Source organism: SAR202 cluster bacterium (genome assembly GCA_009392515.1).
Lineage (GTDB): Bacteria > Chloroflexota > Dehalococcoidia > Lucifugimonadales > UBA6952 > UBA6952.
Window position 1 is genome coordinate 79,775 of sequence record VFGE01000020.1, and the last position, 25,883, is coordinate 105,657.

Annotated in this window: 32 protein-coding genes; 17 read left to right on the forward strand and 15 right to left on the reverse strand. The window is 33.5% G+C overall.

Translation table 11 applies throughout. The features are described from left to right. The first annotated feature begins 11 nt into the window (after nucleotides 1-11). Nucleotides 12-944 carry a formylglycine-generating enzyme family protein gene (locus FI695_02060; GenBank protein ID MQG50748.1) on the forward strand — a complete coding sequence of 311 codons (933 nt, stop codon included), beginning with the start codon at nucleotides 12-14 and terminating at the stop codon, nucleotides 942-944. 184 nt (nucleotides 945-1,128) lie between these two features. On the opposite strand, the gene FI695_02065 is transcribed toward FI695_02060, so the two are convergent. Then, the gene (locus tag FI695_02065) at nucleotides 1,129-1,518 is read right to left on the reverse strand and encodes an Hsp20/alpha crystallin family protein (GenBank protein MQG50749.1); all 390 of its coding nucleotides are present in this window, start codon (nucleotides 1,516-1,518) and stop codon (nucleotides 1,129-1,131) included. A gap of 137 nt (nucleotides 1,519-1,655) precedes the next feature. Between FI695_02065 and FI695_02070 the strand changes: the two genes are divergently transcribed. The 8 genes from FI695_02070 to FI695_02105 all read left to right on the forward strand — a co-directional run bounded on the left by FI695_02070 (nucleotide 1,656) and on the right by FI695_02105 (nucleotide 7,847). Further along, nucleotides 1,656-2,540, forward strand: coding sequence for a J domain-containing protein (locus FI695_02070; GenBank protein MQG50750.1), 885 nt, complete (start codon nucleotides 1,656-1,658; stop codon nucleotides 2,538-2,540). Next, a complete protein-coding gene (locus tag FI695_02075) occupies nucleotides 2,533-2,886 on the forward strand; it encodes a MerR family transcriptional regulator (GenBank protein ID MQG50751.1) in 354 nt (117 codons plus the stop codon). The genes FI695_02070 and FI695_02075 overlap by 8 nt, the downstream gene beginning before the upstream one ends. Before the next feature lie 24 nt (nucleotides 2,887-2,910). Beyond that, nucleotides 2,911-5,388, forward strand: coding sequence for an AAA family ATPase (locus FI695_02080; protein ID MQG50752.1), 2,478 nt, complete (start codon nucleotides 2,911-2,913; stop codon nucleotides 5,386-5,388). Between the two features lie 118 nt (nucleotides 5,389-5,506). Further along, nucleotides 5,507-5,932 (forward strand): 50S ribosomal protein L21, encoded by a 426-nt coding sequence (gene rplU / locus FI695_02085; protein ID MQG50753.1) that lies wholly within the window; start codon nucleotides 5,507-5,509, stop codon nucleotides 5,930-5,932. A 1-nt stretch (nucleotide 5,933) separates the two neighbouring features. Then, nucleotides 5,934-6,188, forward strand: coding sequence for a 50S ribosomal protein L27 (locus FI695_02090; GenBank protein MQG50754.1), 255 nt, complete (start codon nucleotides 5,934-5,936; stop codon nucleotides 6,186-6,188). 6 nt (nucleotides 6,189-6,194) lie between these two features. Then, entirely contained in the window at nucleotides 6,195-6,395 is a 201-nt protein-coding gene (gene rpmE / locus FI695_02095) for a 50S ribosomal protein L31 (GenBank protein ID MQG50755.1), read from the forward strand. A 30-nt stretch (nucleotides 6,396-6,425) separates the two neighbouring features. Beyond that, complete coding sequence (locus FI695_02100) at nucleotides 6,426-7,364, forward strand: DUF1385 domain-containing protein (GenBank protein ID MQG50756.1); 939 nt, start codon at nucleotides 6,426-6,428, stop codon at nucleotides 7,362-7,364. Between the two features lie 48 nt (nucleotides 7,365-7,412). After that, nucleotides 7,413-7,847 (forward strand): cytochrome c maturation protein CcmE, encoded by a 435-nt coding sequence (locus FI695_02105; protein MQG50757.1) that lies wholly within the window; start codon nucleotides 7,413-7,415, stop codon nucleotides 7,845-7,847. A gap of 13 nt (nucleotides 7,848-7,860) precedes the next feature. Here FI695_02105 and FI695_02110 read toward each other — a convergent pair whose 3' ends face one another. Both FI695_02110 and FI695_02115 read right to left on the reverse strand, forming a co-directional pair. Beyond that, nucleotides 7,861-8,727, reverse strand: coding sequence for a 2-oxoacid:ferredoxin oxidoreductase subunit beta (locus tag FI695_02110; protein ID MQG50758.1), 867 nt, complete (start codon nucleotides 8,725-8,727; stop codon nucleotides 7,861-7,863). Beyond that, nucleotides 8,724-10,529 (reverse strand): 2-oxoacid:acceptor oxidoreductase subunit alpha, encoded by a 1,806-nt coding sequence (locus FI695_02115; protein MQG50759.1) that lies wholly within the window; start codon nucleotides 10,527-10,529, stop codon nucleotides 8,724-8,726. The genes FI695_02110 and FI695_02115 overlap by 4 nt, the downstream gene beginning before the upstream one ends. 82 nt (nucleotides 10,530-10,611) lie before the next feature. Between FI695_02115 and FI695_02120 the strand changes: the two genes are divergently transcribed. Continuing rightward, nucleotides 10,612-11,808 carry a hypothetical protein gene (locus tag FI695_02120; GenBank protein MQG50760.1) on the forward strand — a complete coding sequence of 399 codons (1,197 nt, stop codon included), beginning with the start codon at nucleotides 10,612-10,614 and terminating at the stop codon, nucleotides 11,806-11,808. Here FI695_02120 and FI695_02125 read toward each other — a convergent pair. Genes FI695_02125 through FI695_02140 form a run of 4 tightly spaced genes read right to left on the reverse strand, consistent with a single transcriptional unit; the run spans nucleotide 11,801 to nucleotide 14,010 of the window. Then, nucleotides 11,801-11,920, reverse strand: a complete 120-nt coding sequence (locus tag FI695_02125; GenBank protein MQG50761.1) for a CcmD family protein — start codon at nucleotides 11,918-11,920, stop codon at nucleotides 11,801-11,803. The genes FI695_02120 and FI695_02125 overlap by 8 nt on opposite strands. 18 nt (nucleotides 11,921-11,938) lie before the next feature. Continuing rightward, nucleotides 11,939-12,598 carry a cytochrome C assembly protein gene (locus tag FI695_02130; protein ID MQG50762.1) on the reverse strand — a complete coding sequence of 220 codons (660 nt, stop codon included), beginning with the start codon at nucleotides 12,596-12,598 and terminating at the stop codon, nucleotides 11,939-11,941. 18 nt (nucleotides 12,599-12,616) lie between these two features. Then, complete coding sequence (locus FI695_02135) at nucleotides 12,617-13,294, reverse strand: hypothetical protein (GenBank protein MQG50763.1); 678 nt, start codon at nucleotides 13,292-13,294, stop codon at nucleotides 12,617-12,619. Next, nucleotides 13,291-14,010, reverse strand: coding sequence for an ABC transporter ATP-binding protein (locus FI695_02140; protein MQG50764.1), 720 nt, complete (start codon nucleotides 14,008-14,010; stop codon nucleotides 13,291-13,293). Before FI695_02140 ends, FI695_02135 begins: the two co-directional genes overlap by 4 nt. A gap of 110 nt (nucleotides 14,011-14,120) precedes the next feature. Between FI695_02140 and FI695_02145 the strand changes: the two genes are divergently transcribed. From FI695_02145 to FI695_02175, 7 genes are all read left to right on the forward strand, one after another. Then, a complete protein-coding gene (locus FI695_02145) occupies nucleotides 14,121-14,702 on the forward strand; it encodes a sulfite oxidase-like oxidoreductase (GenBank protein MQG50765.1) in 582 nt (193 codons plus the stop codon). Between the two features lie 56 nt (nucleotides 14,703-14,758). After that, nucleotides 14,759-15,358, forward strand: coding sequence for a hypothetical protein (locus tag FI695_02150; protein MQG50766.1), 600 nt, complete (start codon nucleotides 14,759-14,761; stop codon nucleotides 15,356-15,358). 64 nt (nucleotides 15,359-15,422) lie between these two features. Then, complete coding sequence (locus FI695_02155; GenBank protein ID MQG50767.1) at nucleotides 15,423-15,923, forward strand: MerR family transcriptional regulator; 501 nt, start codon at nucleotides 15,423-15,425, stop codon at nucleotides 15,921-15,923. After that, complete coding sequence (locus FI695_02160; protein MQG50768.1) at nucleotides 15,916-16,506, forward strand: nucleotide exchange factor GrpE; 591 nt, start codon at nucleotides 15,916-15,918, stop codon at nucleotides 16,504-16,506. Before FI695_02155 ends, FI695_02160 begins: the two co-directional genes overlap by 8 nt. Further along, nucleotides 16,499-18,382 carry a molecular chaperone DnaK gene (gene dnaK / locus FI695_02165; protein MQG50769.1) on the forward strand — a complete coding sequence of 628 codons (1,884 nt, stop codon included), beginning with the start codon at nucleotides 16,499-16,501 and terminating at the stop codon, nucleotides 18,380-18,382. The genes FI695_02160 and dnaK overlap by 8 nt, the downstream gene beginning before the upstream one ends. A 21-nt stretch (nucleotides 18,383-18,403) precedes the next feature. Beyond that, nucleotides 18,404-19,237, forward strand: a complete 834-nt coding sequence (locus FI695_02170) for a BON domain-containing protein (GenBank protein ID MQG50770.1) — start codon at nucleotides 18,404-18,406, stop codon at nucleotides 19,235-19,237. 75 nt (nucleotides 19,238-19,312) lie between these two features. Next, nucleotides 19,313-19,978 carry a redox-sensing transcriptional repressor Rex gene (locus tag FI695_02175; GenBank protein MQG50771.1) on the forward strand — a complete coding sequence of 222 codons (666 nt, stop codon included), beginning with the start codon at nucleotides 19,313-19,315 and terminating at the stop codon, nucleotides 19,976-19,978. Here the strand turns inward: FI695_02175 and atpC are convergent. From atpC to FI695_02215, 8 genes are all read right to left on the reverse strand, one after another. Further along, nucleotides 19,975-20,400, reverse strand: coding sequence for a F0F1 ATP synthase subunit epsilon (gene atpC / locus FI695_02180; GenBank protein ID MQG50772.1), 426 nt, complete (start codon nucleotides 20,398-20,400; stop codon nucleotides 19,975-19,977). The genes FI695_02175 and atpC overlap by 4 nt on opposite strands. Before the next feature lie 24 nt (nucleotides 20,401-20,424). Then, nucleotides 20,425-21,813 (reverse strand): F0F1 ATP synthase subunit beta, encoded by a 1,389-nt coding sequence (gene atpD / locus FI695_02185; protein ID MQG50773.1) that lies wholly within the window; start codon nucleotides 21,811-21,813, stop codon nucleotides 20,425-20,427. 18 nt (nucleotides 21,814-21,831) lie between these two features. Next, the gene (gene atpG, locus FI695_02190; GenBank protein MQG50774.1) at nucleotides 21,832-22,689 is read right to left on the reverse strand and encodes an ATP synthase F1 subunit gamma; all 858 of its coding nucleotides are present in this window, start codon (nucleotides 22,687-22,689) and stop codon (nucleotides 21,832-21,834) included. A gap of 17 nt (nucleotides 22,690-22,706) precedes the next feature. Further along, the gene (locus FI695_02195; protein MQG50775.1) at nucleotides 22,707-24,218 is read right to left on the reverse strand and encodes a F0F1 ATP synthase subunit alpha; all 1,512 of its coding nucleotides are present in this window, start codon (nucleotides 24,216-24,218) and stop codon (nucleotides 22,707-22,709) included. A 43-nt stretch (nucleotides 24,219-24,261) separates the two neighbouring features. Continuing rightward, complete coding sequence (locus tag FI695_02200; protein ID MQG50776.1) at nucleotides 24,262-24,792, reverse strand: F0F1 ATP synthase subunit delta; 531 nt, start codon at nucleotides 24,790-24,792, stop codon at nucleotides 24,262-24,264. A 5-nt stretch (nucleotides 24,793-24,797) separates the two neighbouring features. Then, nucleotides 24,798-25,304: a F0F1 ATP synthase subunit B gene (gene atpF / locus FI695_02205; GenBank protein MQG50777.1), complete on the reverse strand. Its 507-nt coding sequence runs from the start codon at nucleotides 25,302-25,304 to the stop codon at nucleotides 24,798-24,800. A gap of 43 nt (nucleotides 25,305-25,347) precedes the next feature. Further along, a complete protein-coding gene (locus FI695_02210) occupies nucleotides 25,348-25,596 on the reverse strand; it encodes an ATP synthase F0 subunit C (protein ID MQG50778.1) in 249 nt (82 codons plus the stop codon). 50 nt (nucleotides 25,597-25,646) lie between these two features. Then, the coding region (locus FI695_02215; GenBank protein MQG50779.1) for a F0F1 ATP synthase subunit A at nucleotides 25,647-25,883 on the reverse strand (237 nt) is incomplete at its 5' end.

Sequence of the window (25,883 nt, forward strand, 5' to 3'; positions counted from 1 at the left end):
ATTAAAATACTATGAATTGCTGTACACCCGAAAATACAGATAAGAATACAAATTTTAATAATCAACTTATTACTCCCAGGCAGAAAAGTTCAATTTTTAATAATATGGTTTCAATACCAGCTGGCTCGTTTATCATGGGGACAAATTCAAATATTGGATTTCCTCAAGATGGAGAAGGACCAGAAAAAAATATCTCCTTAGAAGATTTTAATATTGATATATATTCAGTAACAAATTCAGAATTTGAAAAATTTGTCACTGAAACCAAATATAGAACTGAAGCTGAACAGTATGGATGGTCGTTTGTCTTTTATAAATTATTATCCAAAATAAATTTATCCAAAACTGAATACAAAGTAACCTCTACTCCATGGTGGTGTGTTGTTAAAAATGCATACTGGCGTAGGCCCGAAGGACCTGGGTCTAATATAAAAAATAGAGGAAATCACCCTGTAGTACACATATCATGGAATGACGCCATGAACTATTGTACATGGGCAAATAAACGATTACCCACAGAAGCGGAATGGGAATATGCAGCAAAAGGGGGTTTAGAGAATTCTATATATCCATGGGGGAATGAACTAACACCAAATAATGAACATCAGTGTAATATTTGGCAAGGAGTATTTCCTGAAGATAATTCGTTAGAGGATGGATATTTATCTACAGCTCCCGTAAATTCATACAAGCCAAATGGATATGGTCTTTACAACATAGTAGGTAATGTATGGGAATGGACACAAGACTGGTTTAGTGCCTCATATCCTAAAATTAGAGATAATAATAATCCTTTGGGTCCAAGCTCAGGAGAATCAAAAGTAATAAAAGGTGGGTCATATTTGTGTCACAAATCATATTGTAATAGATATAGAATTGCTGCTAGATCAAATAATACCCCTAATAGTTCAACAAGCAATCTCGGATTTAGATGCGTAATCTAAATCCGAGATTATAACTTATTACATCTTACATCCACCAATCATCATAAGAAGAATTTTTTGCGTACAGTTCAATAAATCTATCTAAAAATTCCTTAAGCTGTTCTAAAAACATTTTTCGGCCTACCTTTCTTAACAAAGAAAGTTACAGTCTCACGCTTAAATGTAGAATATATAAGGATTCTATTTATTTTGTTATTTGTTTATTACGAATTTTAACCTTATTAGGTAATGCTGATTTTAGTTTTTGAAATGAAACGGTAAGTATTCCATTAAGTAACAAAGCATCTGCAGTTGATATATCATATGTGGATGGTATATTTATAACTTTACGAAAATCAGATATTATTTCGTCTTTTGTAGATTCAATTTTTAAAGTATTATCTTTCGTTGTGACAGATAATTCTTCCATGGTAATCCCAGGAACTAAAAGTTCAATCGACAACTCATCGTCATGCTCTTGATACTTTATTGGGTAGTTTTGAATATTTGACCAAAACTTATCTGCGGATAAGTATGTAGGATTGGGAGTATTATCAAACAATTGCCCTCTTAATAAAGAAATATTTCTCAACATAATATTCTCCTTTAATAATTATTTTTAACTAAGTAACATAAACACATTATATAAGTTAACATGATATTGTCAAGTTTTATGATACAAAGATAATTATTATTATTGACAACAAATATAAATTAAAGTATATTTATCTTATGGAAAAAGGATTTTATGAAATACTAGGCATTCAGGGATCATCTACTGACAAAGAAATTAAGCAAGCTTACCGACGTTTAGCTCGCCAATATCATCCTGATGTTAATAAAAATGACAAAAGTGCAGAAGAAAAATTCAAACAAATCAATGAAGCATATGAAGTCCTTTCTGACAAAAATAAAAGAAAACTTTATGATTCATATGGACCAAATTGGAAACAAGCTGAGGGTATAAATGGTGATGGATTTAACCCATTCACTCATAGCAATATGGGTTTTAATTTTGGAGGATTTCAAAATATTAACTTAGGAAATATGTTTGATGGATTCTTTGGAGGCCGAACACAAAACCGGCAATCCTCTTATAATCAAACAAAACCAAAACCTTCTGAAGTATCTGTAGAGGTAAGCCTTTTAGAAGCTTTTACTGGATGCCAAAGAATTGTAAAAACTCCTTCGAATGCAAAATCAGTTGAAGTTAAAATTCCACCGGGAGTTGATAATGGCTCAAAAATACATATCAATTTATCAGGAACAGATGTTTATCTGAACATAAAAGTTACTCCTCATCATCAATATCTCAGAAAAGGTAATAACATATATATCGATTTAGCAGTCCCCTACTATGATGCAATAATCGGTTCTGAAAAAGAAGTTACAACTTTATCAAAAAAAGTGATGCTTAAAATCCCTCCAGAAAGTCAAAATGACCAAATTTTCAAGCTACAAGGATTGGGTATGCCTATATTAGGAGAACAACAAAAATATGGAGATTGTTTTGTGCAATTAAAATCCATACTCCCCACAAGTTTATCCGAATCAGAAAAAGAAATATTTATATCCTTAAAATCTCTCAGAGAAAAACCTGGAGTTAATAATGAATGAAAGAATAGATGAACCAATATTCGTAATAAGTGTTGCAGCTAAAATGATTGGAGTTCATGCACAAACCTTACGATACTATGAAAGAGCTGGACTGGTAGACCCGAGTCGTTCGGATGGAAATAGGAGATACTACTCCCAGAGAGATTTAGAAAGATTAAAACAAATTAAAACTCTAATCGATGATTTAGGTGTCAACCTTGCTGGGGCTGAAATAGCCTTAAAACTTATGGATAAAATTGAAAAACTTGAAGATTCCATGTCACAAATGCGCTATCAATTAAATATGCTCGAATCTAGATCCAATCCACGAGCATTAGGTGATGGAACAAACTCAACACAATTCTAGGTATTATATTAGGAGAATATAGTAATGTTAAAACCAGAAAATTTCACAGAGCAAGCTCAAGAAATGCTTACAGAAAGTCAAGATTTAGTACGAAAGTACAAACATTCAAACTGGGATGTGGAACATATACTTTTAGCCTTGATAAACATGGAAGAAGGACTCACATCAACAATTTTAGATTCTCTAGGGGTTGATATAGACAATATACGACGTGAAATAGAAAAATCTCTAGATAAAAGAATCCATTTAACATCAAAGAATAATGGAAACTCACAAATATATGCCACTCCAAGAGCTATTGACGCAATTGAAAAAGCCCATGAAGAAACTAAAAGATTACACGATGAATTTATTGGTACAGAACATGTACTTATTGGAATATTATCTGTAGAAGATGGTGATTCTTATAAAATTTTCCAACAATTTAATATTAATCAAGAAAATATTTATATTGCACTCGCACAAATTCGAGGCAATGCGCGCGTTACTGACCAAAGAGCAGAATCCAAGTATCGATCCTTAGAAAAATACACTGTTGATTTAACTCACCTAGCACATATAAATAAATTAGATCCAGTTATTGGAAGAGATAGCGAAATTAGACGCGTAATTCAGACTATCACCAGAAGAACAAAAAACAATCCTGTTTTAATAGGAAATGCAGGTGTCGGAAAAACTGCAATCGCAGAAGGATTAGCACAAAGAATAATTTCAAATGATGTTCCAGACACTTTAAAAAACAAAAAAATACTTTCTTTAGATATGGGCTCATTGGTAGCTGGAGCTAAGTTTAGAGGAGAATTTGAAGAAAGATTAAAAACCGTAATGGATGAAGTAAAAAATGCAAAGGGAGAAGTAATATTATTCATCGATGAATTACATAATGTTGTAGGCGCCGGAGCAGCGGAAGGTGCTATAGATGCAAGTAATTTAATGAAACCAGCATTAGCAAGAGGTGAATTACAATGTATTGGAGCTACCACCCCAGAGGAATATAGGTCTAATATAGAGCAAAATGCTGCTCTAGAACGCAGATTTCATCCAGTTTGGGTTGAAGAACCTGATGTAGAAACAACCATAGAAATGCTTAAAATTTTACGTCCTAAATATGAAGCTCACCATAAGGTCAAAATTTATGATGAAGCTATAATAGCTGCTAGTAAACTTGGTGATAGATATTTAACAGAACGTAATCTCCCAGATAAAGCAATAGATTTAATCGATGAAGCTGCAAGTAAAGTTCGTATTGATACACAAAGCATGCCAAAAGATTTGCGTATATTAGAAGAAAAAATACGCCAATTAAATGACGAAGAACTAGCTGCTGCAGAGACCGCAGATTATGAAAAAGTTGCACAATTAAAAATGGAACGACTTCAGTCTGAGGAAAACTACAACAAACAACGAAAGATTTGGCTAAAAAAAGAAAAAATTACTACAAATGTAGAAAGAGAAACGATTGCTGAAATTATTGCAGGCTGGACAGGTATACCTGTTTCCCAGATTGTTCAAGATGAAGCTAATAAGTTATTAGATATGGAACAAATAATGAAAACAAAAGTAATTGGACAAGATAATGCAATTACTACCATATCTGATGCTATTCGCCGATCTAGATCTGGAATACAAGACCCTAAACGACCTATAGGAAGTTTTATCTTTTTAGGACCAACAGGAGTTGGAAAAACTGAACTTGCTAAAACACTTGCAGAATTCATGTTTGATGATAAGGAAAATATGGTTCGAATTGATATGTCTGAATACATGGAGAAACATTCTGTATCAAGACTAATTGGATCTCCTCCAGGATATATTGGTTATGACGATGGCGGTCAACTCACAGAATTAGTAAGAAGAAGACCATATCAACTAATTCTTTTTGATGAAATTGAAAAAGCTCATCCCGATGTCTTTAATATTTTATTACAAATACTTGAAGATGGCCGACTTACCGATGGAAGTGGGAGAACTGTGAATTTCACCAATACAATAATTATTATGACTAGTAATTTAGGGACAACAGAAAATCCTAAGGATAATATTGGTTTCAAATCATTTACTGATACTATCAGTGATAGAGAAAAATTAACAGCCTCTATAGAATCTGCTTTAAAAGCCACATTTCGTCCTGAATTAATTAATAGAATTGATGAAATTGTCATATTTAACAAACTTAAAGAAGACCAAATGGCTGAGATAATACAATTGATCATAAACGAAGTTAATTATCGACTCAAAGAACAGGAGATTTCTATTATATTATCCAAATCAGCAACAAGATGGTTAGTCGAAAATGGATTTGATAAAGATTATGGAGCTAGGCCATTAAGAAGAATTATTCAACGTAAAATAGAAAATCCATTGTCAAAAGAAATACTTTTACATAATTATAACAAAGGTGATCAAATAAAGATTGATATTAAAAACGGATCTCTGACATTCAAAAAATATGGTGCTGACAAAACGCAAAAAACAAACCGAATAAAGCAACCAGTTCATTAATTTATAAAAACACTCGACCTATTGACAAAAATGTATTAGAATATTACCTTTGTGGCTCTGATATCTTCAATCCTATGATTTAATGCAAGAGCTTCTTCTTTTGGAGGAAACAAGAAAAATGGAATATGCAGTAATAAAAACAGGCGGGAAACAATACAAAGTATCACCAGGTGATATTTTAGATGTAGACCGTATTAATGAAATATCTGAAGGAGAAAATATTACTTTAGATAATGTTTTGTTAATGTGTGATTCTAAAGGACAATTAACGTATGGAGATCCTGTAATAAAAGGTGCCAAAGTCACTGGTACTGTTGAAAAACATTTGCGCGGTGATAAAATCATTGTATTTCGATTCAAAAATAAAACCCGTGCGGGTACAAAAACAGGACATAGACAAGAATTAACCCGAATCAAAATTGATAAATTGGCTAAACGCCAAACAAGAGCACAAAAACCTAAAGCAGAAGAAGCCGGAGAAGCTTCTTCCAAACCACGAACACGTAAGACAAAACCTAAGACAGAATCAACATCGGAGAACTAAAATGGCACATAAAAAAGGTGGCGGTAGTAGTAAAAATGGTCGTGATAGTAATTCACAACGATTAGGTGTAAAAAAATATGGTGGCAATCAGGTATCTGCAGGAACAATTTTAGTACGCCAAAGAGGTACAAAAATCAGACCTGGAGTAAATGTAGGTATGGGAAAAGATTTTACACTATATGCAAAAATTGATGGTGAAGTAGTATATGATCATGCTACAAAATTACGAAAAAGAGTTAATATACAAGCTAAATAAATTATTATGAAACAAGATATTCACCCAACATATTATAACAATGCCAAAATTATCTGTGCTTGTGGTGTCACCATAGTAACTGGTAGCACTAAAGAAGAAGTCCGAGTTGAAATATGTAGTTCTTGTCACCCCTTTTATACCGGGGAACAACGTATTGTCGACACTGAAGGACGAGTTGAAAGACTTAAGAGAAGGTACGGTATTTAATCCCAATTATCGTGTCGTGTCTAGTATAATATGAATCCAAAACAAGTCGGTACAAAACCTCCAGAACAAAATTTTTTCTATGGCGGACAAGCTCTTATTGAAGGGGTAATGATTCGCGGAAATAACAATTTGTCTGTATCTGTCAGAAAACCCGATGGGAACATTGAGTCGAAAACAACTGTCATTAGTCAAATTTTTACAGGACCAGTAAAAAAAATTCCTTTTATAAGAGGATCATTAGTTTTAATAGAAACAATGTTTCTTGGAATAAAGTCTTTAATTTACTCAGCTAATGTGAGTGCTGGAGAAGAAGAAGAAGAAATTGGTAACCTTGGTGTTGCAATAAGTTTAAGTATATCATTAACGTTTACAATCCTTGTTTTTTTTGTTTTACCGTTATTAGTTGTTCATTTTTTAGACAGTACTATTTTAAGTGCCCAAACACCAATAATATCATTTACAAGTAATTTAATTGAAGGAATAATCAGGCTGACTTTCTTCATTTTATATATATGGTTGATTGGATTTATGCCCGATATCAAAAGAGTATTTCAATATCATGGTGCTGAACATATGACTGTAAAGGCTTATGAAGCTAATCTTCCTCTAGAAATAACTAATATACGTCAATTTTCTACCGCACACCCGAGGTGTGGAACAGCATTTTTATTACTAGTTATGATCATCTCGGTTATAACTTTTGCATTCCTTGGTAGACCTGATTTATGGCTCAGAATAATTTCTAGAGTAATTTTAATACCTGTTATTGCAGGTATAGCATATGAAACGTTGCGATTTACAGGAAAACACAGCGATAACATTTTCGTGAAATGGTTAATTATTCCCAATATGGCTTTGCAAAAACTTACTACAAAAGAACCTGATGATGATCAAATAGAAATAGCAATAGATGCCATGGAAAATGCAATTGAAGCTGACCAAAAAGATTTGACTAAGATTAATGAGTAACTTTCCTATATGTATTGTATTTGTTAAAATATATTTGAAGGATAAAAAATGATTACCACAAATAAAAAGATTTATTTTTCAGTTATAGTTTTAATTTTAACTATTATATATTTTGTTATATTAGCTTTTGATAGTTCTACAGTGTTTTACTATAAGATTGATGAGTTATCAAAAGCAAATATTAAATCTACAGAAACTATACGAGTAGTAGGTACATTAGTTGATGATTCATTCGATCGTGAAAAAGATTCAACCACCGCTGTTTTTCGGATTCAAAGTGAAGACGGTTCTAATATGTTAACTGCTCACTATGAAGGTGTGGTACCTGAGCTATTTTTCAATGAACAATCCGAGATAGTTCTTGAAGGAAACCTACTACAATACACTAATTTAAACGAAGCAATTTTTGATGCTGAGAACATTATTGTTAAATGTCCCTCAAAATACGAAGAGGCTGAAACAGAAAAAACTCAGGTTTTATAATTTTTAATAATTATTAAAAATCGTAATCTGAAAGCAATTGTGCTACATCACGAGATTTCACACTTTCTGTAATCCTTTTTGTTTCTGCCGTAAGAGAAGCACGAGTTTTATCTTCATATATTATTCCAACAGGAATCCCAGGAGAATTAATAAGCTCCTCGGCTGCTAATCTATCTGTTCTATCATATTCCTCAGGTATATCATAAATAAGACCAGGTACACCTTTTTTAGCATTTCCTTTAAGAATTTCATATGTATCATTATAGGTTGTGCATGGAGATTGAACATGGACTACTGCAAATCCAGGGTGTTCCATACCTGCTTGTATTAATTTTGCTAAATCCCTAGGTTTACTAGAATAACCAGAAGCTATAAAACTAGCACCTATTGTCAAATAGTATTTTAATGGATGTATCTTATCTTCAATTTTACCGTAAGGTGTTGAAGTTGTTTTTACTCCATAATCTGTTGTTGGAGAACTCTGGCCTTTAGTTAACCCATATACGCCATTATCCATTACTACAGAACAGATATCTAAATTTCTAGTTGCCTGGGGTGCTATATGTTCCATACCAATGCTTAGGAAATCTCCGTCACCTGCAACAGTTATTACATTAAGGTCAGGATTAGCCATTTTTACGCCAAAAGCAATTGGTAATGACCTACCATGAATACCGTGCAAACCATATGGTTGCGGATCTTCTAACAAATGAACTAAATTTCCTGAGCAGCCTATACCAGCCACTACAACAGTGTTTTCTATTATTTCTTCTGTCTCTTTAAGTCGATCATTTAGAGCAAACTCTACAGCTCTTCGTACACCGAAGTCGCCACACCCTGGACACCACGCAAAATCATATTCAGGATTTTTCTTACTCAATTTATCACCGCCTTATTCTCTTGATTTACTAAATCATTAATATTTGAAACCAGATCACCAACCTTAAATGGTAATCCTGTATATTGTGTTATAGATTTTGCTTTAACTCCATGAGATCGCAAAATTGAAGAAAATTGACCTTGGTAATTCAATTCTGGAACGATAACCAAATCTTTTGTTCGTAATTTCTCTAATAAATCTTCAGGAAGAGGATTAAGATACATCGTGTAAAGCCACCCAATATCTAAACCTGATTCTTTTAACTGATTATATGCTTCACGTACTGAGCCTTTTGAACCGCCCCATGGCATCAAGACAATAGAGGAATTAGGGTTTTCTTCTTCATAATCGCCATTTCTTAGCAAATCTAATTTACTAAAACGTCGTTCTGTCATCTGTATATGTCTACTGGGTAAATGGGTAGTGTCACCCATTGCATCGTGCTCACTTCCATTAGCTATATATGAACCAGGTTTGCCTGGAATAGGCATAGGTGATAATTCAAAACCATCATATCTCAAGTAACCATTGTTACCTTCATATACAATTCTATTTTCCACTTTGACTGATTCCAAATCAGGTTTTCTTATATTTTGAACTCTTTCAGCTAAAGACATTTCAGTTAATAATATAACTGGACCTTGATATCTTTCTGCCCAATTAAGTGACATGACTCCTGCTGTAAAGCATTCTTCAACATTCCCAGGTGCAATGACAGGTAAAGACACATCTCCATGAGCAGGATTTATTGCAGAAAATAAATCAGATTGTTCAGTTTTTGTAGGCAGTCCAGTAGCTGGGCCACCTCTTTGAACATCAACAACAACTAACGGTATTTCTGCCATCCATGCTAAGCCAAGACCTTCACTCATTAATGAAAATCCAGGACCAGCTGTAGCAGTCATTGATTTTTTCCCGGCATACCCCCCACCAAGAATAGCATTTATTGATTCTATTTCTGAACTTGCTTGGTAAACAAATTTGCCATCTTGTACCAAATTTCTCTCCATATAGAGCAAAATTGTTGTAGCTGGTGAAATTGGATAACCAACATAAAAATTCAATCCAGCTTTTATTGCACCTAAAGAAATTGCATCATTACCCTTCATCATAGATTGTTTATAATCTGGTGGTGTCGGGGCATCTAATTCTCCTAGATTAAAGGGACTTTCAGAGGCTTTTTCTATACCAAAATCAATGGCTCTAAAGTTAGCATCAACAATTTCTTGTCCTCTCGATAAATATCTTTTCTCGATAAATTCTTGTAAATATTTAACCGGCATATCAACTAAAGATGCTAAGGCACCCATCATTACCATATTAGCAGTTCTTGCATCTCCTGCTTCTTTGGCTAGATCATCGAAAGGCATACCAATGGCTTTTTCGTCACCTGATGGTGTAAATGAAGAATCGTATAAGATGATTCCATCAGATGCCACCTCTCCTCTATGATTTTCATAAGCTTCTTCATTCAAAGCTACTAAAACATTTAATTCATCTCCTGGACTTAACACAGGTGAGGTCGAAATTCTTGCTTGAGTATAAGTTGGACCTCCCATAATTTGTGAAGGAAAAGTCGCAAAAGTAAGAGAATGATACCCAACCTCTGAAGCAATTCTTGCTAATGCTTCTGAAGCCGTTACTACTCCTTGACCACCTTCTCCTGCAAATCGAACAACAAAATCTTGTCTTTTAGACATGTATCTCCCCATAGGAACACGTTGTAATTTATTAAATAGTCTTATAATTAGCTTTAATTTTCTAGGACAAAATGGACTTATCTGAGCTACTATATTGACCATAAAAACTTTAGCACTGTAATCTATTTACTGTCAATATGAGATTGATTAAAACACATATATAAATTGGTATTTTTTTCTATTTATGAAAAATTTAAAATCTGAATTAATATCTAGAATTAAAGAACATGGTCCAATAACATTTGAAAATTATATGGATCTTTGTCTCTATTGGCCAAAAGGCGGGTTTTATACGGGAAATGACATCATTATTCATGATGACTATTACACTTCGCCTATGGCACATCCCGCATTTGGAGCCCTACTATCCTTATATTTAGAATCTCTATGGAAAAGTAGGCAATTTAACAACAAATTATTCATAATGGAAATTGGAGCAGGAAATTACCAATTAGCAAACGATATTACAAACTATTCAAAAAATTTATCAACTGATTTTTACAATTCAATAGATTACATCACAATAGACATTAGAAAACCCCAAAAACCTAATAACAATTTCAGTCCAATTATTAGTAACACCATACCTTTCAATAAATTCACGGGTATTATCATCCTCAACGAGGTTTTTGATGCTTTCCCATTCCACCGCATCATAAAGATTAATAATCAAATAAAAGAAATATATGTAGATTATAAAGACGGGGATTTTTTTGAAACATATGGACCTGTTTCTTCAAATAAGATTTTTGAATTTCTTCAAGAGCACAGTATTTCACTAGACGAAAATCAAATTAATGAAATATCTTTAAAAAGCACTGAATATCTAAAAAACTTATCCTCTATTTTGGATACTGGAGTTATTGTAAATATCGATTATGGAGATACATCAGAAAATTTACTGTCTAAATTTAAAAAAGGGTCCCTTTCTTGTTATTTCGAACACACCATGTCACAAAACCCTTTTTTAAGTCCTGGTAAACAAGACATAACCTGCCATGTCAATTTTTCAGCATTGATAAGCGAAGCTACACAAAACAATTTAGAATCAAGTAGTTTAATATCACAGCGAGAATTTTTATACCAACAAGGTTTTGAGTACTTATTAAGTAAATTGAGAAACTTATCTCTTAATCAACATGAAATCAATTCAAACAGGATGGGTATGTTAAGTCTTGTTGACCCAAATGGGTTAGGTAACTTTAAAACACTAATACATTCAAAAAATATAAAGCTTAGCAAGCTTAATTTTGAATCCCAACTAAAAGATTTAAAAGATAAATACCCCGTACCGCTTTTAGATGATCATCATATTAATTTATTCGGAGCTAAATACCCTGATCAAGCACAAAATTGGAATGATTTATTTAAAATTAAATAGAGCTATCTTTATCCAATTCATCTTTAATATCTTCAATCTTTCTATTAAGAACAAATAAATATGCAAAGTACACAACCCAAGTTATAGCAAAAACCGCAAATAAATAATTCATTTTAACCTCTAGTATTAGTTAATTTTTCAATTCTTCTAATATCCTTAATTGAAATCTTCTGACAAGTAAAAATACCCCAAGAACAGTAAAGGCAAAAGTTGAATATATGAGTATAAATCCCATAGAAGCTGTTAGGCCTGCATCTGATTCTTTTAAAGGACCAATTATCATTTCTGGATGAACAGTTCTCCACCACACTGATGCCATGTAAACTATGGGTACATTAATAAATGAAATAATACCCAAAACAGAGGCATATGTTGCGCCTTGCCTTATATTAGAAGAATAGGCTCGTAACATTAGATAACCAATATACATCAACCACATAATTAATGAAGTAGTAAGCTTAGGGTCCCAAGTCCACCATACCCCCCAAACAGGCTTAGCCCAAATAGCACCGCTAATAACCATAATAGTTGTTGTGATTACTCCAATTTCTCCTGCTGATTGACCAAAATAATCCCAACGAATATTTTTTGTTATTAAATACATTATTGAAGAAATAAAAACAAAAAAGAAAAACAGAAAACCCACCCAAGCATTTGGAACGTGAATATACAAAATCTTCTGAACATGCCCCATAATAACTTCTGTAGGCGCAAACAAAGTGATTAATGCAACATCAAATATAATTATTGCAGCGGTAATTATTAAAAAATAAATAGATTTAATTTTCATGTGTATTCAAATATTAAATTAATAATCTTTCATGACGTGTGTAAACAAAAACGAACATACTATAGTAAATATTATATCAATAACTGCCAATAATTGTATCCATTTATTATACTCAGCCCATGTTTCTCCTCTTAAAACCGAAGTTGTTACCTCAATTGCACCAAGTAGCATAGGAAATATTAAAGGGAATAATAATATTGGTAAAAGAGTTTCTCTAACTCCTGTATTTGAAGTCATTGACCCAATAATTGTGCCGATAACTGAAATTCCTAGAGTTGTTAATACTGCAACTAAAATAATAGGAGTGTAAATAATATTTAAATTAAAAATGATAGTAAAAATAGGAAAAATTAATATTTCCAAAACTATCATAAACAAGAAAAGAGTAGTAACTTTACCTAAAAATAAGATATCTCTCGAAATGGGAAGAAGTAATAATGATTCAAAATTACCACTATCCCTTTCTGTAGATAAAAATCGGTTAAGTCCTAAAACGGCTGTAAAAAAGATTGTAACCCATAAGATTCCTGGAAGAACACGAATATACGAATCATTTGCTACATCAATGGATATATTAAAGATCACAACACATGTAAACGAAAAAATTGTAGTAAGAACAAGTAAATCTTTACGTTGCAATTCAGCTCTGATATCTTTTATTGCAATATACCATATGTATAAGATGTAATTTTTCATAATACACTTTCATTTATTGATTCATATTTTTCTATTAAATTTGGGAACTGATCTTCATCTTGTACTTGAAATTTCACTTTTCCTGACTGCAAAACACCAATGGTACTTGCTACAGATAATGCAAAATCAGAATTGTGTGTCGTCAAAAATACTGTCATATTTCCATTAATGGCGTTTGGAAAAAAATTATCAGTTAAATTATTTATAGAACCAACATCTAATCCAGAATCTGGTTCATCCATAATCAATAAAGAAGGATTACTCATCATTGCTTTCATAATAGAAAGTCTCTTTTTTTCCCCATGAGATAATTTTGCTACTTTTTGGTTGATCAGACCTGAAAAGTTTAAAATTCTAGTAAGATATTCAAATTGTGTGTCAAAATCAGTATTTTGATAAAATTTACTGAAAAATTTTAAATTTTGATATCCAGTTAAATCACCATAAAGTAAAGAGTTGTGTCCTACATATCCAATAGTTTCGCGAATTTTTTCGGGATCATTAGATGAATTATATCCATTTATAATAACTTCTCCTTCATCTGGAGAATACAAAGTTGTTAATAATTTAACTAAAGTTGTCTTACCTGAGCCGTTGGATCCTAAAAGCACATATCTTTCGGACATTTTTATTGTTAGAGAACAAGCCTTTAAAATAGGATTAGAACCAAATGATTTACTTACATTGTTAATTTCGATCGAATTTTTCTCTATCAATTGCTATACTTTCTAGAATTTAAATAATAAATAGACTAAAACAATAAATCATTACATCCTATTCTATCAAAGGACAATTATAAATGTATCAAAATAATCAACAAGCTGATATGCAAACACAAGATCATAATATACTTAGCAGAACACCTCCAGGGCAAAAATTAACTGATAAATTCCCTGTCCTAACTTATGGAGATATACCTCATATCCCCTTATCAGAATGGATCTTTACGATTGATGGATTAGTTAATAAAAAAATTTCCTATAACTGGGAAGAAATAATGTCCCTTAAACAAACATTACTAACTAAAGATTTTCATTGCGTAACTCAGTGGAGCCGATTAGACAATTTATGGGAAGGAATTAGAGTAAAAGAGCTTATAGGTCATAATAATTTAAAATCTAATGCTAAACACGCTTTAATTTATTGCTATGGTGGATATACTACAAATCTTCCATCTGAAGTATTGCTGGAAGAAGACGTATTATTAGCACATAAACATGATGGAAACCCTCTATCTCCAGAGCATGGTGGACCTATGCGATTAATAGTCCCTAAATTATATGCATGGAAAAGTGCCAAATGGGTTAAAGGTATTAATTTTATGGAAACAGAGGAATTGGGATTTTGGGAAAATTTAGGATACCACTCCTATGGCGACCCATGGAAAGAGCAGAGATTTAAATTTTAAATCATCCCAGTTATAATTATTAGAATTAGAAATATAGAAAATATATGGAAATTACTATGAAAATGAAATTGTTACTAATATCTCTTATGATAGTCAGTACATTCTCCGCATGCTCAAACGAAAGTAAAGAAGCTGTACAAAACATACGTCAAAAAGTAGGAGATGCTATTGCAGGTGATGTTACTGCTACCCCAACAGCTTTGCCAGAATCTATTCAAACTAACGAATCTATTGCTACACCTGAACCTACACCTGAACCCAAAGCTACTGCTAAGCCTGAGGATACAGCTACACCTACCCCAACTCCTGAACCAGACAAATGTGCTCCTGGTAAATGTAGCAATAACCCGGTCAATGAACCATTGTCAGTTACTTTTGATGAAGATGGTTTCTATACAAAACTAATTTATGGAACCTCAGAATTTACACTAAAAATCAATAATATCAGTTCAGTAGTGCTTTCTATAGAAGTCACCCCAAAACTTCCTGGATCCAATACTACAATAGTAGTAGATCCAAATGAAGTTGAAAACATTAGCTTATATGATTCAAAACAGGCTCCTGAATATAATGGGGATATAACACTAAAAGGCTCTTGGGAAATCTCTGGTTCAGAACCTTTATCACAATCAATAAAAATCAGAATTCTAGACTAGCACCACCTTGACATGGTCTATATCAAGAACTATTATGTATTATATATAAAACATATGTAATATTATGACAAATTCTATCAAAAATAATTCTAAAATTGCTCGTCTTGATTTACGTGATATAAATAAAGCAGAAACACGTAGAGTTAAAAAAAAGCTATCCATAAAAAACATTAATCCTAACGAGATACACGACACAGAAGGTGTTTATATAATCAGTGTCGCTGCAAAAATTTTAGCTATGCATCCACAAACATTGCGCAAATATGAACGAGCAGGTCTTATTTCACCATCAAGAACGATAGGAATGCTAAGATTATATTCTATCCAGGATATTAATAAAATTAGATTAATAAAATACCTAGTGGATGATATTGGAATGAATTTATCTGGAGTAGAATTTATTTTACATACGCTTGAAGAATTAGAAAAAGCTAAAGGCTATATCAATAATATTGTTGGATCTTTTCACAAAACTGAATTTGAATCTCATCTTAAACAAATATACACTTTGATAAATAAGCCGCTTATTAACATCAAATACAAAACTGGTAAGTATTATGAATAAAGCAAATGAAAATTCTGATGAAAATAGTGCAGAAATCTCTGAAATAGATAATGGAAAAACTATAACTGATGACATAGATACCATTATCAATGAAAGAGATCAATATAAAAATATTGCACAAAGGGCTCAAGCAGATCTCATTAATTACAAAAACCGAGTAACTGAAGAACGAGAAGCAACTTATGTAATGATAGTATCTAGATTTGTATCAAGCTTACTGCCAATTATCGACAACTTTAATAGAGCAATTAGTAGTATGCCAGACGATAATTCTTGGTACCAAGGATTATCGATGATAGAAAAAAGTTTGAATCAGCTTATAGAATCTGAAGGCATTACACAAACAGCAAAAACTGGCATGGATTTTGACCCCAAATACCACGAAGCAATAATGGCGATTGAAGATGACACAAAGAATGAAGGGACTATAGCTGATATAATTGCTCAAGGATATGAATTAAAGGATAGAATTATTAGACCAGCACAAGTAACTGTAATTAGAAATGTTAATAAAGAAAAAGATAATACAAATATAGAAAATGAAAATAATTCTAGCGAAAACGAAGGAGAAAACAATGGCTAAAATTATAGGAATCGACCTTGGAACAACTAACTCATGTGCAGCAGTTATGGAGGGTGGCGAGCCTACTGTTCTAGAAAATAGCGAAGGAGGGAGAACCACTCCTTCAGTGGTTGGTGTTAATGTAAAAAGTGATGAAAGATATGTCGGACAAGCTGCAAAAAGACAGGCAGTAACCAACCCAGAGAATACGGTATTTTCAATAAAAAGGTTTATGGGTAGAAAACATACAGAAACTAAATCTGAATCAAATCAATACCCATATGAATTAAAAGCTTCTAAAAATGGTGATGTATCTGTAGTACTCGGAGAAAAAGCCATGTCGCCACCAGAAGTTTCTGCAATGGTGTTAAGAAAAATAAAAGAAGATGCAGAATCAAAATTAGGAGAAACAATCACACAAGCTGTAATTACAGTACCAGCATATTTTAATGATAGTCAAAGAAATGCAACAAAAGATGCCGGTAAAATAGCCGGTTTGGAAGTATTGAGGATTATAAACGAGCCTACTGCTGCGGCACTAGCCTATGGTTTAGATAAACAGGGAGATCAAACTATTGCAGTATATGACCTTGGTGGCGGTACCTTTGATATTTCGATATTACAAATTGGGGAGGGCGTTTTTGAAGTAAAAGCCACTAATGGAGATACACATTTGGGTGGTGATGATTTTGATCAAAGAATTATTGACTGGATAATTGAAGAATTTAAAAAAGACCAAGGAATTGATTTACAAAATGACAATATGGCTTTGCAACGACTAAAAGAGGCTGCAGAAAAAGCAAAAATAGAATTATCCAATGTGATGCAAAGCGAAATCAATCTTCCATTTATCACAGCAGACTCCTCTGGTCCTAAACATTTAGCGATGAGTCTAACTAGAGCTAAATTAGAGCAACTAGTTGACGATTTGATAACAAAAACTGTTGAACCCTGTAAAAAAGCTATTGAAGACGCAGGAATTAAAGCTAGTGATATTAACGAAGTTATATTAGTAGGCGGAATGACGCGTATGCCATCTGTACAAGATAAAGTAAAAGAACTGTTTGCAAAAGAACCTCATAAAGGTGTAAACCCAGACGAAGTAGTTGCTATTGGTGCAGCAATACAAGCAGGTGTTTTACAAGGAGATGTTAGAGATGTACTTCTTTTAGATGTAACACCTCTTTCACTTGGGATAGAGACTTTGGGTGGAGTAATGACTCCATTAATACCTAGAAATACTACGATTCCAACTGCTAAGAGTGAAGTATTCAGTACAGCTGCAGATAATCAAGATAAAGTTGAAATACATGTTTTACAAGGCGAGAGAAGTATGGCTACAGAAAATAACTCTATCGGTAAATTTGTTCTGGATGGAATCTTACCTGCTCCAAGAGGAATACCTCAAATTGAAGTCACTTTTGATCTTGATGCAAACGGAATATTAAATGTTTCTGCAAAAGATAAAGGTACTGGAAAAGAACAAAAAATTACTATTACCGCTAGTTCAGGGCTATCACAAGAAGATGTTGAAAAGTTAGTGCAAGAAGCGGAAGCAAATGCTGATGATGATAGAAAGAAAAAAGAATCAGTTGAAACAAGAAATCTAGCAGATAATCTAATCTATACAACAGAAAAAACACTTGCTGAAAACAGTGATAAAGTACCAGAAGAACTTAAATCACAAATTGAATCAAAAGTAACTGCATTAAAGGATGCCCTAGAGAGCAACAATGATGAATCTATCAAATCTTCATTAGATGATTTACAACAAACTTTACAGGAATTAGGGAATGCCGTTTATAGTCAAGAACCTGCAAATCCTGAAAATGAAAACCAAGAAGATACAAAATCTGATGACGATGAAACTGTAGAAGGTGAGTATAGAGAAGTTTAGGAATATCTAAAAGGAGCCATTATGGTAATGAAAACTCTTATACTTGGTGAGAATTACCAAACTGAATCTGGAGAAAACTCCAAGATAAATGAAATACTGTTTTCAACAAAAGACAAATCAATAGTCGGAATTAATGTTAGGATTAATAACTCGACACCAAATTTATTTATACCATTAAATAGATCAATTGATAATAAAAAATCTAACCAAAAAGGAATGATCCATTTTTCGAAAAAAACGATTATTCGAACCAAAGATAATATTAAATCTCAACTTTATGGTTTGATAATAGACCAAAATACTTTCAGACCAAGTTATTTTTTGGTAAAAGTAGGGAGAAAAATTATAAGTGTCGAACATGAACTGTTAAGTAATATAACCTCAGGTGCTCCCACTTTGGATTCAAATATAACAATAAACGAAATTCCAATTTACTTATCAGATGAATTAGCTACAAAAGAAGCTAATCACTCATTAAAAAAATTTTACGAAGCTAACTATTCTTCAATATCAAATGTAAAAGTAGAAGTGAATTCAGGAGTAGCAGATTTATCTGGTACTTGCCAATTTAATGAGCAAAGTATTTCTATAGAAGATTTTATAAAAACTCTTGATGGCATTTTATCAGTAGAAAATAATATTGTGTCTGATTCTGAGCTTGAAATAGCTCTTGCAAAAAAATTAGCTGATGCCAATATTTATCACGACGGATTTGTATCGATTAAAATTTTCAACAATACAATTGCCCTTAAAGGAAACTTAGGATCTCAAAAAAAGATAAATGAAGTTCAATCTATAATACAAGAATTAGAATCAACAAAACTTATAGAAAATAGTATTAAATTAAAAAGTTAAAGTGATTTTTTTAACAAAATAGTGTATTTTTATTGAAGTATTATTTCAGGTCAATTATTTTTATTCTTAAATTTAATGAAGGATATTATATTGAACTATAGCATCGAAGGAGATTCAATAATCGTTCCTGAGGTAGTTGTTCAAAGATTACCTCACTACCTTAATATATTAAGTATTCTACAATTAGATAAAACAAAAATTGTAAGCTCAGAGCAACTTGGATACTTAGCTCAAATCACGCCTGCTCAAATTAGAAAAGACTTAAGCTATTTCGGAAAATTTGGCAAACAAGGCAAAGGTTATTCTGTAAATATTCTTGTAAAAAGATTAAGAGAAATACTTGGAGTGAATTTGCAATGGGAGGTTTGCTTAATTGGTGTTGGTAGACTAGGAAAAGCTTTATTAAGTTATCCAGGATTTGCACCTGAAGGATTTAATATAATTGCAGCATTTGATTCAGATGTTGACCAAATTGGCCAACAGATCGGCAAAATAAAAATAAAGGATATTGTAGAATTAGCTAATTTTTTACAAAGTAGTAAAATTAAAATTGCGATTGTAGCAGTACCAGCTCATGTAACTAAAGATATATTAAACCTACTTTACGATTCGGGCATCAAGGCTGTTTTAAATTATGCACCATTTACACCACTAGATCACAAAGATATGATTATAAGGAATATTGACCCTGTAGCCTCCCTACAATCATTAACTTACCACTTGAAAGTTATTAACTCTTAAGAAACAGAAGGTGGTCTATTTGATGATCTTCTTTTTTGAACTATTTTAAGACGAACTTGAGCTCTTCGCATTGAAGCGACAGCGTTCGCCAAGTCTATATCAGACTGACTAGTACTTATCTTTTCTTCAGCTTGTTTTATTGCTTCTTGAACCTTTGCTTCATCTATTTCTTCCACGCGTTCAGCAGCATCAGCTAAAATAGTAACATGGTTGCCTAATACTTCAATAAACCCACCTGAAAGATATAGATAAGTATCTTCAGATCCATCTTGAATAATGCGAACTTCTCCTGGTTGAAGCGACGTTAATAAAGGAGCATGGTTATCAAGTATGGCAATTTCGCCTTCTATACTTGGTGCTACAACACCACGCACATCATCAGAATAAATATTTTTTTCTGCTGAAACAATCTCTAATTTCATTGAGAAAAATTCTCCTATAAATAATTAACTATTAGCTGAAGCTCTAGCTTCTTCAATATCACCTACCATATAAAAAGCTTGCTCAGGTAAATCGTCGTGCTTTCCTTCCAAGATTTCCTTGAATCCTCGTATAGTATCTTGAATTGGAACGTACCTACCTTCTCTACCAGTAAATTGAGTTGCAACGAAAAATGGTTGCGAGAAAAATCTTTGTAGTTTTCTTGCTCTTGATACAGTTAATTTGTCCTCTTCAGATAATTCTTCCATACCTAAAATAGCGATAACATCTTGCAAATCTTTATATCTCTGCAAGTATTCCTGTACACCTCGTGCTACTTGATAATGTTCCTCTCCAACAATTAATGGGTCAAGAATTCTTGAGTTAGATGCTAATGGGTCAACAGCTGGATATATTCCCTGTTCTGAAATTGCCCTATCAAGAGAAATATTGGCATCTAAATGTCCAAATGTAGTAGCGACACCTGGATCAGTATAATCGTCAGCAGGCACATAGACTGCTTGAAATGAAGTAATTGAACCATTCTTTGTTGATGTAATTCGTTCTTGTAAAGCACCCATTTCTGTTGCTAAAGTTGGTTGGTATCCTACAGCCGACGGCATTCTACCTAAAAGAGCTGATACTTCCATACCTGCTAATGTATATCTAAATATGTTATCTATAAATAATAAAACATCTTGATTTTGTTGGTCTCTAAAATATTCCGCCATAGTCAAACCTGTTAGGCTAATTCGATATCTAACGCCAGGTGGTTCATTCATTTGTCCAAAAACCAGTGCTGTATTTTGTAATACTCCTGATTCTTCCATTTCATTCCAAAGGTCGTTTCCTTCTCTAGATCTTTCTCCAACACCTGCAAATACAGAATAACCTTTATGAACTTGAGCAATATTTCGAATTAATTCCATGATAATAACTGTTTTGCCTGTACCCGCTCCACCAAAGGCTCCAATTTTGCCGCCTTTTGTAAAAGGAGCAATCAAATCAATAACTTTTACTCCTGTTTCTAACATTTCTGTACTTGAACTTTGATCTTCAAAGCTAGGAGCAGGCCTATGAATAGGCCAATGTTCTTCAGCAGCAACCTCTCCAATATTATCAAGTGCCTTACCGGTTACATTAAATAATCGTCCTAATGACCCATCTCCAACAGGAACAGCAATAGGTTGTCCAGTATCATTAACTTCCATACCTCTAGCAAGGCCTTCAGTTGCACCCATTGCTAAACAACGAACCCAATTATTACCTACATGCTGTTCAACTTCGAGAACTAATTCTTCACCATTGTGCTCGAGAGTCAAAGCATTGTAGACTTCAGGAAGATTGTCAGGAGGGAACTCTACGTCAACAACCGTACCAATAATTTGTACTATTTTACCTTTATTTTCTGCCATTTCATTCCGCCTTTTTAATTAATTTAGAGCAGCAACTCCGCCCACTATATCTAATAGTTCTGTAGTAATAGCTTCTTGCCTTACTTTATTCATAAGTAATGTTAATGAATCAATCATATCATTAGCACTGTCAGTAGCATTTCTCATAGCAACCATTCTTGAAGAATGTTCACATGCTCTAGATTCTAATAATGCATGATAAATTTCCGTCTCAATATATCTGGGTAATAGCAATTCCATTAAATCTATACTTGATGGCTCATATATATACCCAACTGTTTCATTGCTTGATAATTCTGATGGTATCACTGGTAAAAGTTGTTTAATAATAGGAGTTTGTAATGTTACATTAACAAATTGAGGGTAGCTCAATACTACTTTATCTATACTCCCATCCATATATCCATCTATGACGAGCTTAGCAATTGGCATAATATCTTCAACAGTTGCTCTGTCAGGTAAATCGGTGAATACGGCCATAGGTTGATTACCTGTCCTAGTAAGGAAATCTCTTCCTTTTTTACCAACTGCCACAGTAGTTATTATTGAACTTTCACCAAGAATATAATCGCCACATGACCTATTAAGGTTACCTGGCAACCCTCCACAAAGCCCTCTATCAGGGGTCATATGAATTACAGCTGTGTTTGTAATATCACGCTCGACCAACAATGGGTGAACTTCTTCTCCTTCAATAGGTTGTGCTGCAAGATCAGATAATACGTGCTCTATTTTTTCAGCATAAGGTCTACCAGCAAGTGTAGCAAGTTGAGCAAATCGCATTTTAGATGCTGCTATCATCTGCATAGCTTTAGTAATTTTTGCTGTACTTTGAACGCTTCTAATTCTTCTTCTAATTGTTCTTACATTTGCCATATGATTCCTACTGTATATTAAGCTAGATTGACTTTATTAAATGCCTCAATAGCTTCCTTAAGTTTAGTTTCAGTTTCTTCATCTATATCTGCATTTGTGGTAATGCTTTCTAAAATATCATTATGACTAGCTGCCATAAATGCGAGAAAATCATTTTCCCATTTTTTAACTGTGTCAACCGGAACTTGATCCATAAATCCGTTAATTGCAGCATATAAAACCACTACTTGGTTGTTCATTGCCAGTGGCACATATTGTGGTTGCTTTAATACTTCACTAATCCTTTGTCCTCGTTCTAATCTTGTTCTTGTAGCATCATCAAGATCATCTGTACCAAATTGAGCAAATGTTACTAATTCTCTATATTGAGCTAAATCAAGTCTTAATTGTCCTGCAACTTTACGCATAGCTCTTGTTTGAGCTGAACCGCCTACTCTTGAAACAGACAAACCTACGTTTACGGCTGGTCTAGTTCCGGAGTTAAACAAATCAGTTTCAAGATAAATTTGCCCATCAGTAATAGAAATAACGTTTGTTGGAATATATGCAGAAACGTCACCTGCTTGAGTTTCAATAATTGGTAAAGCTGTAATCGAACCTCCCCCTAATTCGGGGCTAAGTCGTGCTGCCCGTTCTAACAAACGACTGTGTAAATAAAAAACGTCACCAGGATATGCCTCACGACCTGGAGGTCTCTTTAATAATAAGGAAAGTTGACGATAAGCCCAAGCATGTTTTGATAGATCATCATAAATAATCAAAACATCTTTCCCCTGGTCCATAAAGTATTCGCCAATTGCACAGCCAGTATAAGGCGCAAGATATTGAAGTGCTACAGGGTCAGAAGCATTTGCTGCTACAACTATAGTATGATCCATAGCACCGTACTCTTCTAACTGAGCAACAGTAGCTGCTACTTTAGCAACACGCTGACCAATAGAAACATATATACAAATAAGGTCTCCACCTTTTTGATTAATTATAGTATCAATAGCGATTGCACTTTTACCTGTAGATCTATCCCCAATAATCAATTCTCTTTGGCCTCGACCTATAGGAATCATACTATCTATTGCTTTAATTCCGGTCTGCATAGGGGTATTAACAGCCTGACGACTTACCACGTTTGGTGCTACTTTCTCAACTGGTCTAGATTCTGAACTTGTTATAGCTCCTCGACCATCGATTGGTTCTCCAAGTGCATTCATCACTCGACCAATAACCGTATCTCCTACTGGAACCTCAGCTATTCTTCCAGTAGATCGAACTTCGTTTCCTTCAGCAATTTCTTTATCGTCACCCAAAATAACTGCAGAGACTGAATCCTCTTCTAAGTTCATAGCCATCCCGATAACACCACCAGGAAACTCTAGAAGTTCTGTTAATTGAACTCCTGATAGACCATGAATGTTCGCGATTGCATCACCTACTTCAGTGACAACGCCAACATTTACCATACTAGCAGAAGAACCATACTCCTCTATTTGTTTTTTTATAACTGACGCTATATCCTGTCCCCTAGTCGTCATAAATTCACCTCAAATAATCTTCTTATCGTTATTTAAATTAAAACTATTTACCAATTTGTCTTTTCAGACCAACTAATTTTTCTTGTATACTTCCATCAATGACTAAATCATTAACTCGGACAACTAACCCACCTAATAACTCAGGATCTTTGTTATACGATACCTGAAGTTCAGAGTTTAACCCTTTTGATATACTCTCTTCGATTTTGGATTGTTGTTCTTTATTCAAGTCAACTGCCGTATAAATTTCTGCTCTCGCCACACCACTTGCAGCATCAACTAATTTGTTAAATTCTTCTGTTATAGTTCCAATTAAACCAATTGAATTTCTTATAGCAAGTAAACAAACAAGGTTACCTATTAAAGGATTAAAACCTTTCATTGTAGTGTTCAATACAGAAAGTTTATCTTGTAATGGAACTTTTGCAGAACTCACAAAAGAATATACTGATTCATCTGCCATCAATTGAGATAAATCAGATAGTTGAGAAGCCCATTCTTGCAAATCACCTGAGTTCTCTGCAATTTGAAAAGCAGCTTCTGCGTACCTTTTTGCCTTGGGTCCTTTAGCCATTTATTCTATGACTCCTCAGTTTTATCAGTAAATGCATTTTCAAGAACATTATCAATAATATCTTTATGCGTATTCTCATCAAGAGATCGTTGAATAATCTGTTCAGCAGCTGAAACTGCTAAACCACCAAAATTAGCACGAAGTTCATCCATTGCAGAATCACGCTCGCGCTCTATATCACTTTTAGCTTTTACTAAAAATTCTTCGGCTTCTTTCTTGGATTTTTCTCGTTCCTGATCACTAAGCTTTTCAGCAGCAGAACGAGCATCCTCAATAATTGCTTGGCCTTGTTTCCTAGCTTCTACAAGTTGATCGTCTAGTTGAGCTTGTTGCTGTGCACTTTCTTCACGCACTTTATCAGCTAACTCCAAACTATCTTTGATATTCGATGATCGCTCATCAAGAATCTTTAATATTGGTTTGTAAGCGAACTTAGATAAAACTATCAACAAGATAGTAAAGTTTAACAAATAAGCTATTAAACTTGGCCAGTGAAAACCTAAATCTGCCATAAGTTACTCCAGTATTCTATATTAGTAAAACTATGCTTATGAACTAAGCAACTATGGCTAGTATTACACCAATAATCAAGGCATAGATACCAAGAGCCTCAGCAAAAGCAATTGCTAAAATCATATTTGTAGCAATAGGACCTCTTGCTTCAGGATTTCTGCTCAAAGCATTCAAAGCTCCTGAACCTATCATACCAATTCCAATACCAGGACCTATCATGCCAATACCTACAGCAAGACCTGCACCTATGTATTTTGAATATGTAATCATTTCTGCAATTGTACCTTCCATTAAAAACCCCCTAGTTAAATTATGTATACAAAGTTTCAATTACACTATTTTCAATGGTCTTCACCCTCACCATGATGAGGCTCAATAGCCATCGATACGAAAACTAAAGTTAATGCTGAGAAAATCAATGACTGTATTACTCCTACAAGCAATTCAAGACCATAAAACGGTAATGAAAACGCAAAAGGAATTAAAAACGATGTCATAAGCAATAGTATTTCTCCAGCTGTCATATTCCCAAACAAACGGAATGTAAAACTGACGAGTCTTATAAATTCACTGAGTAA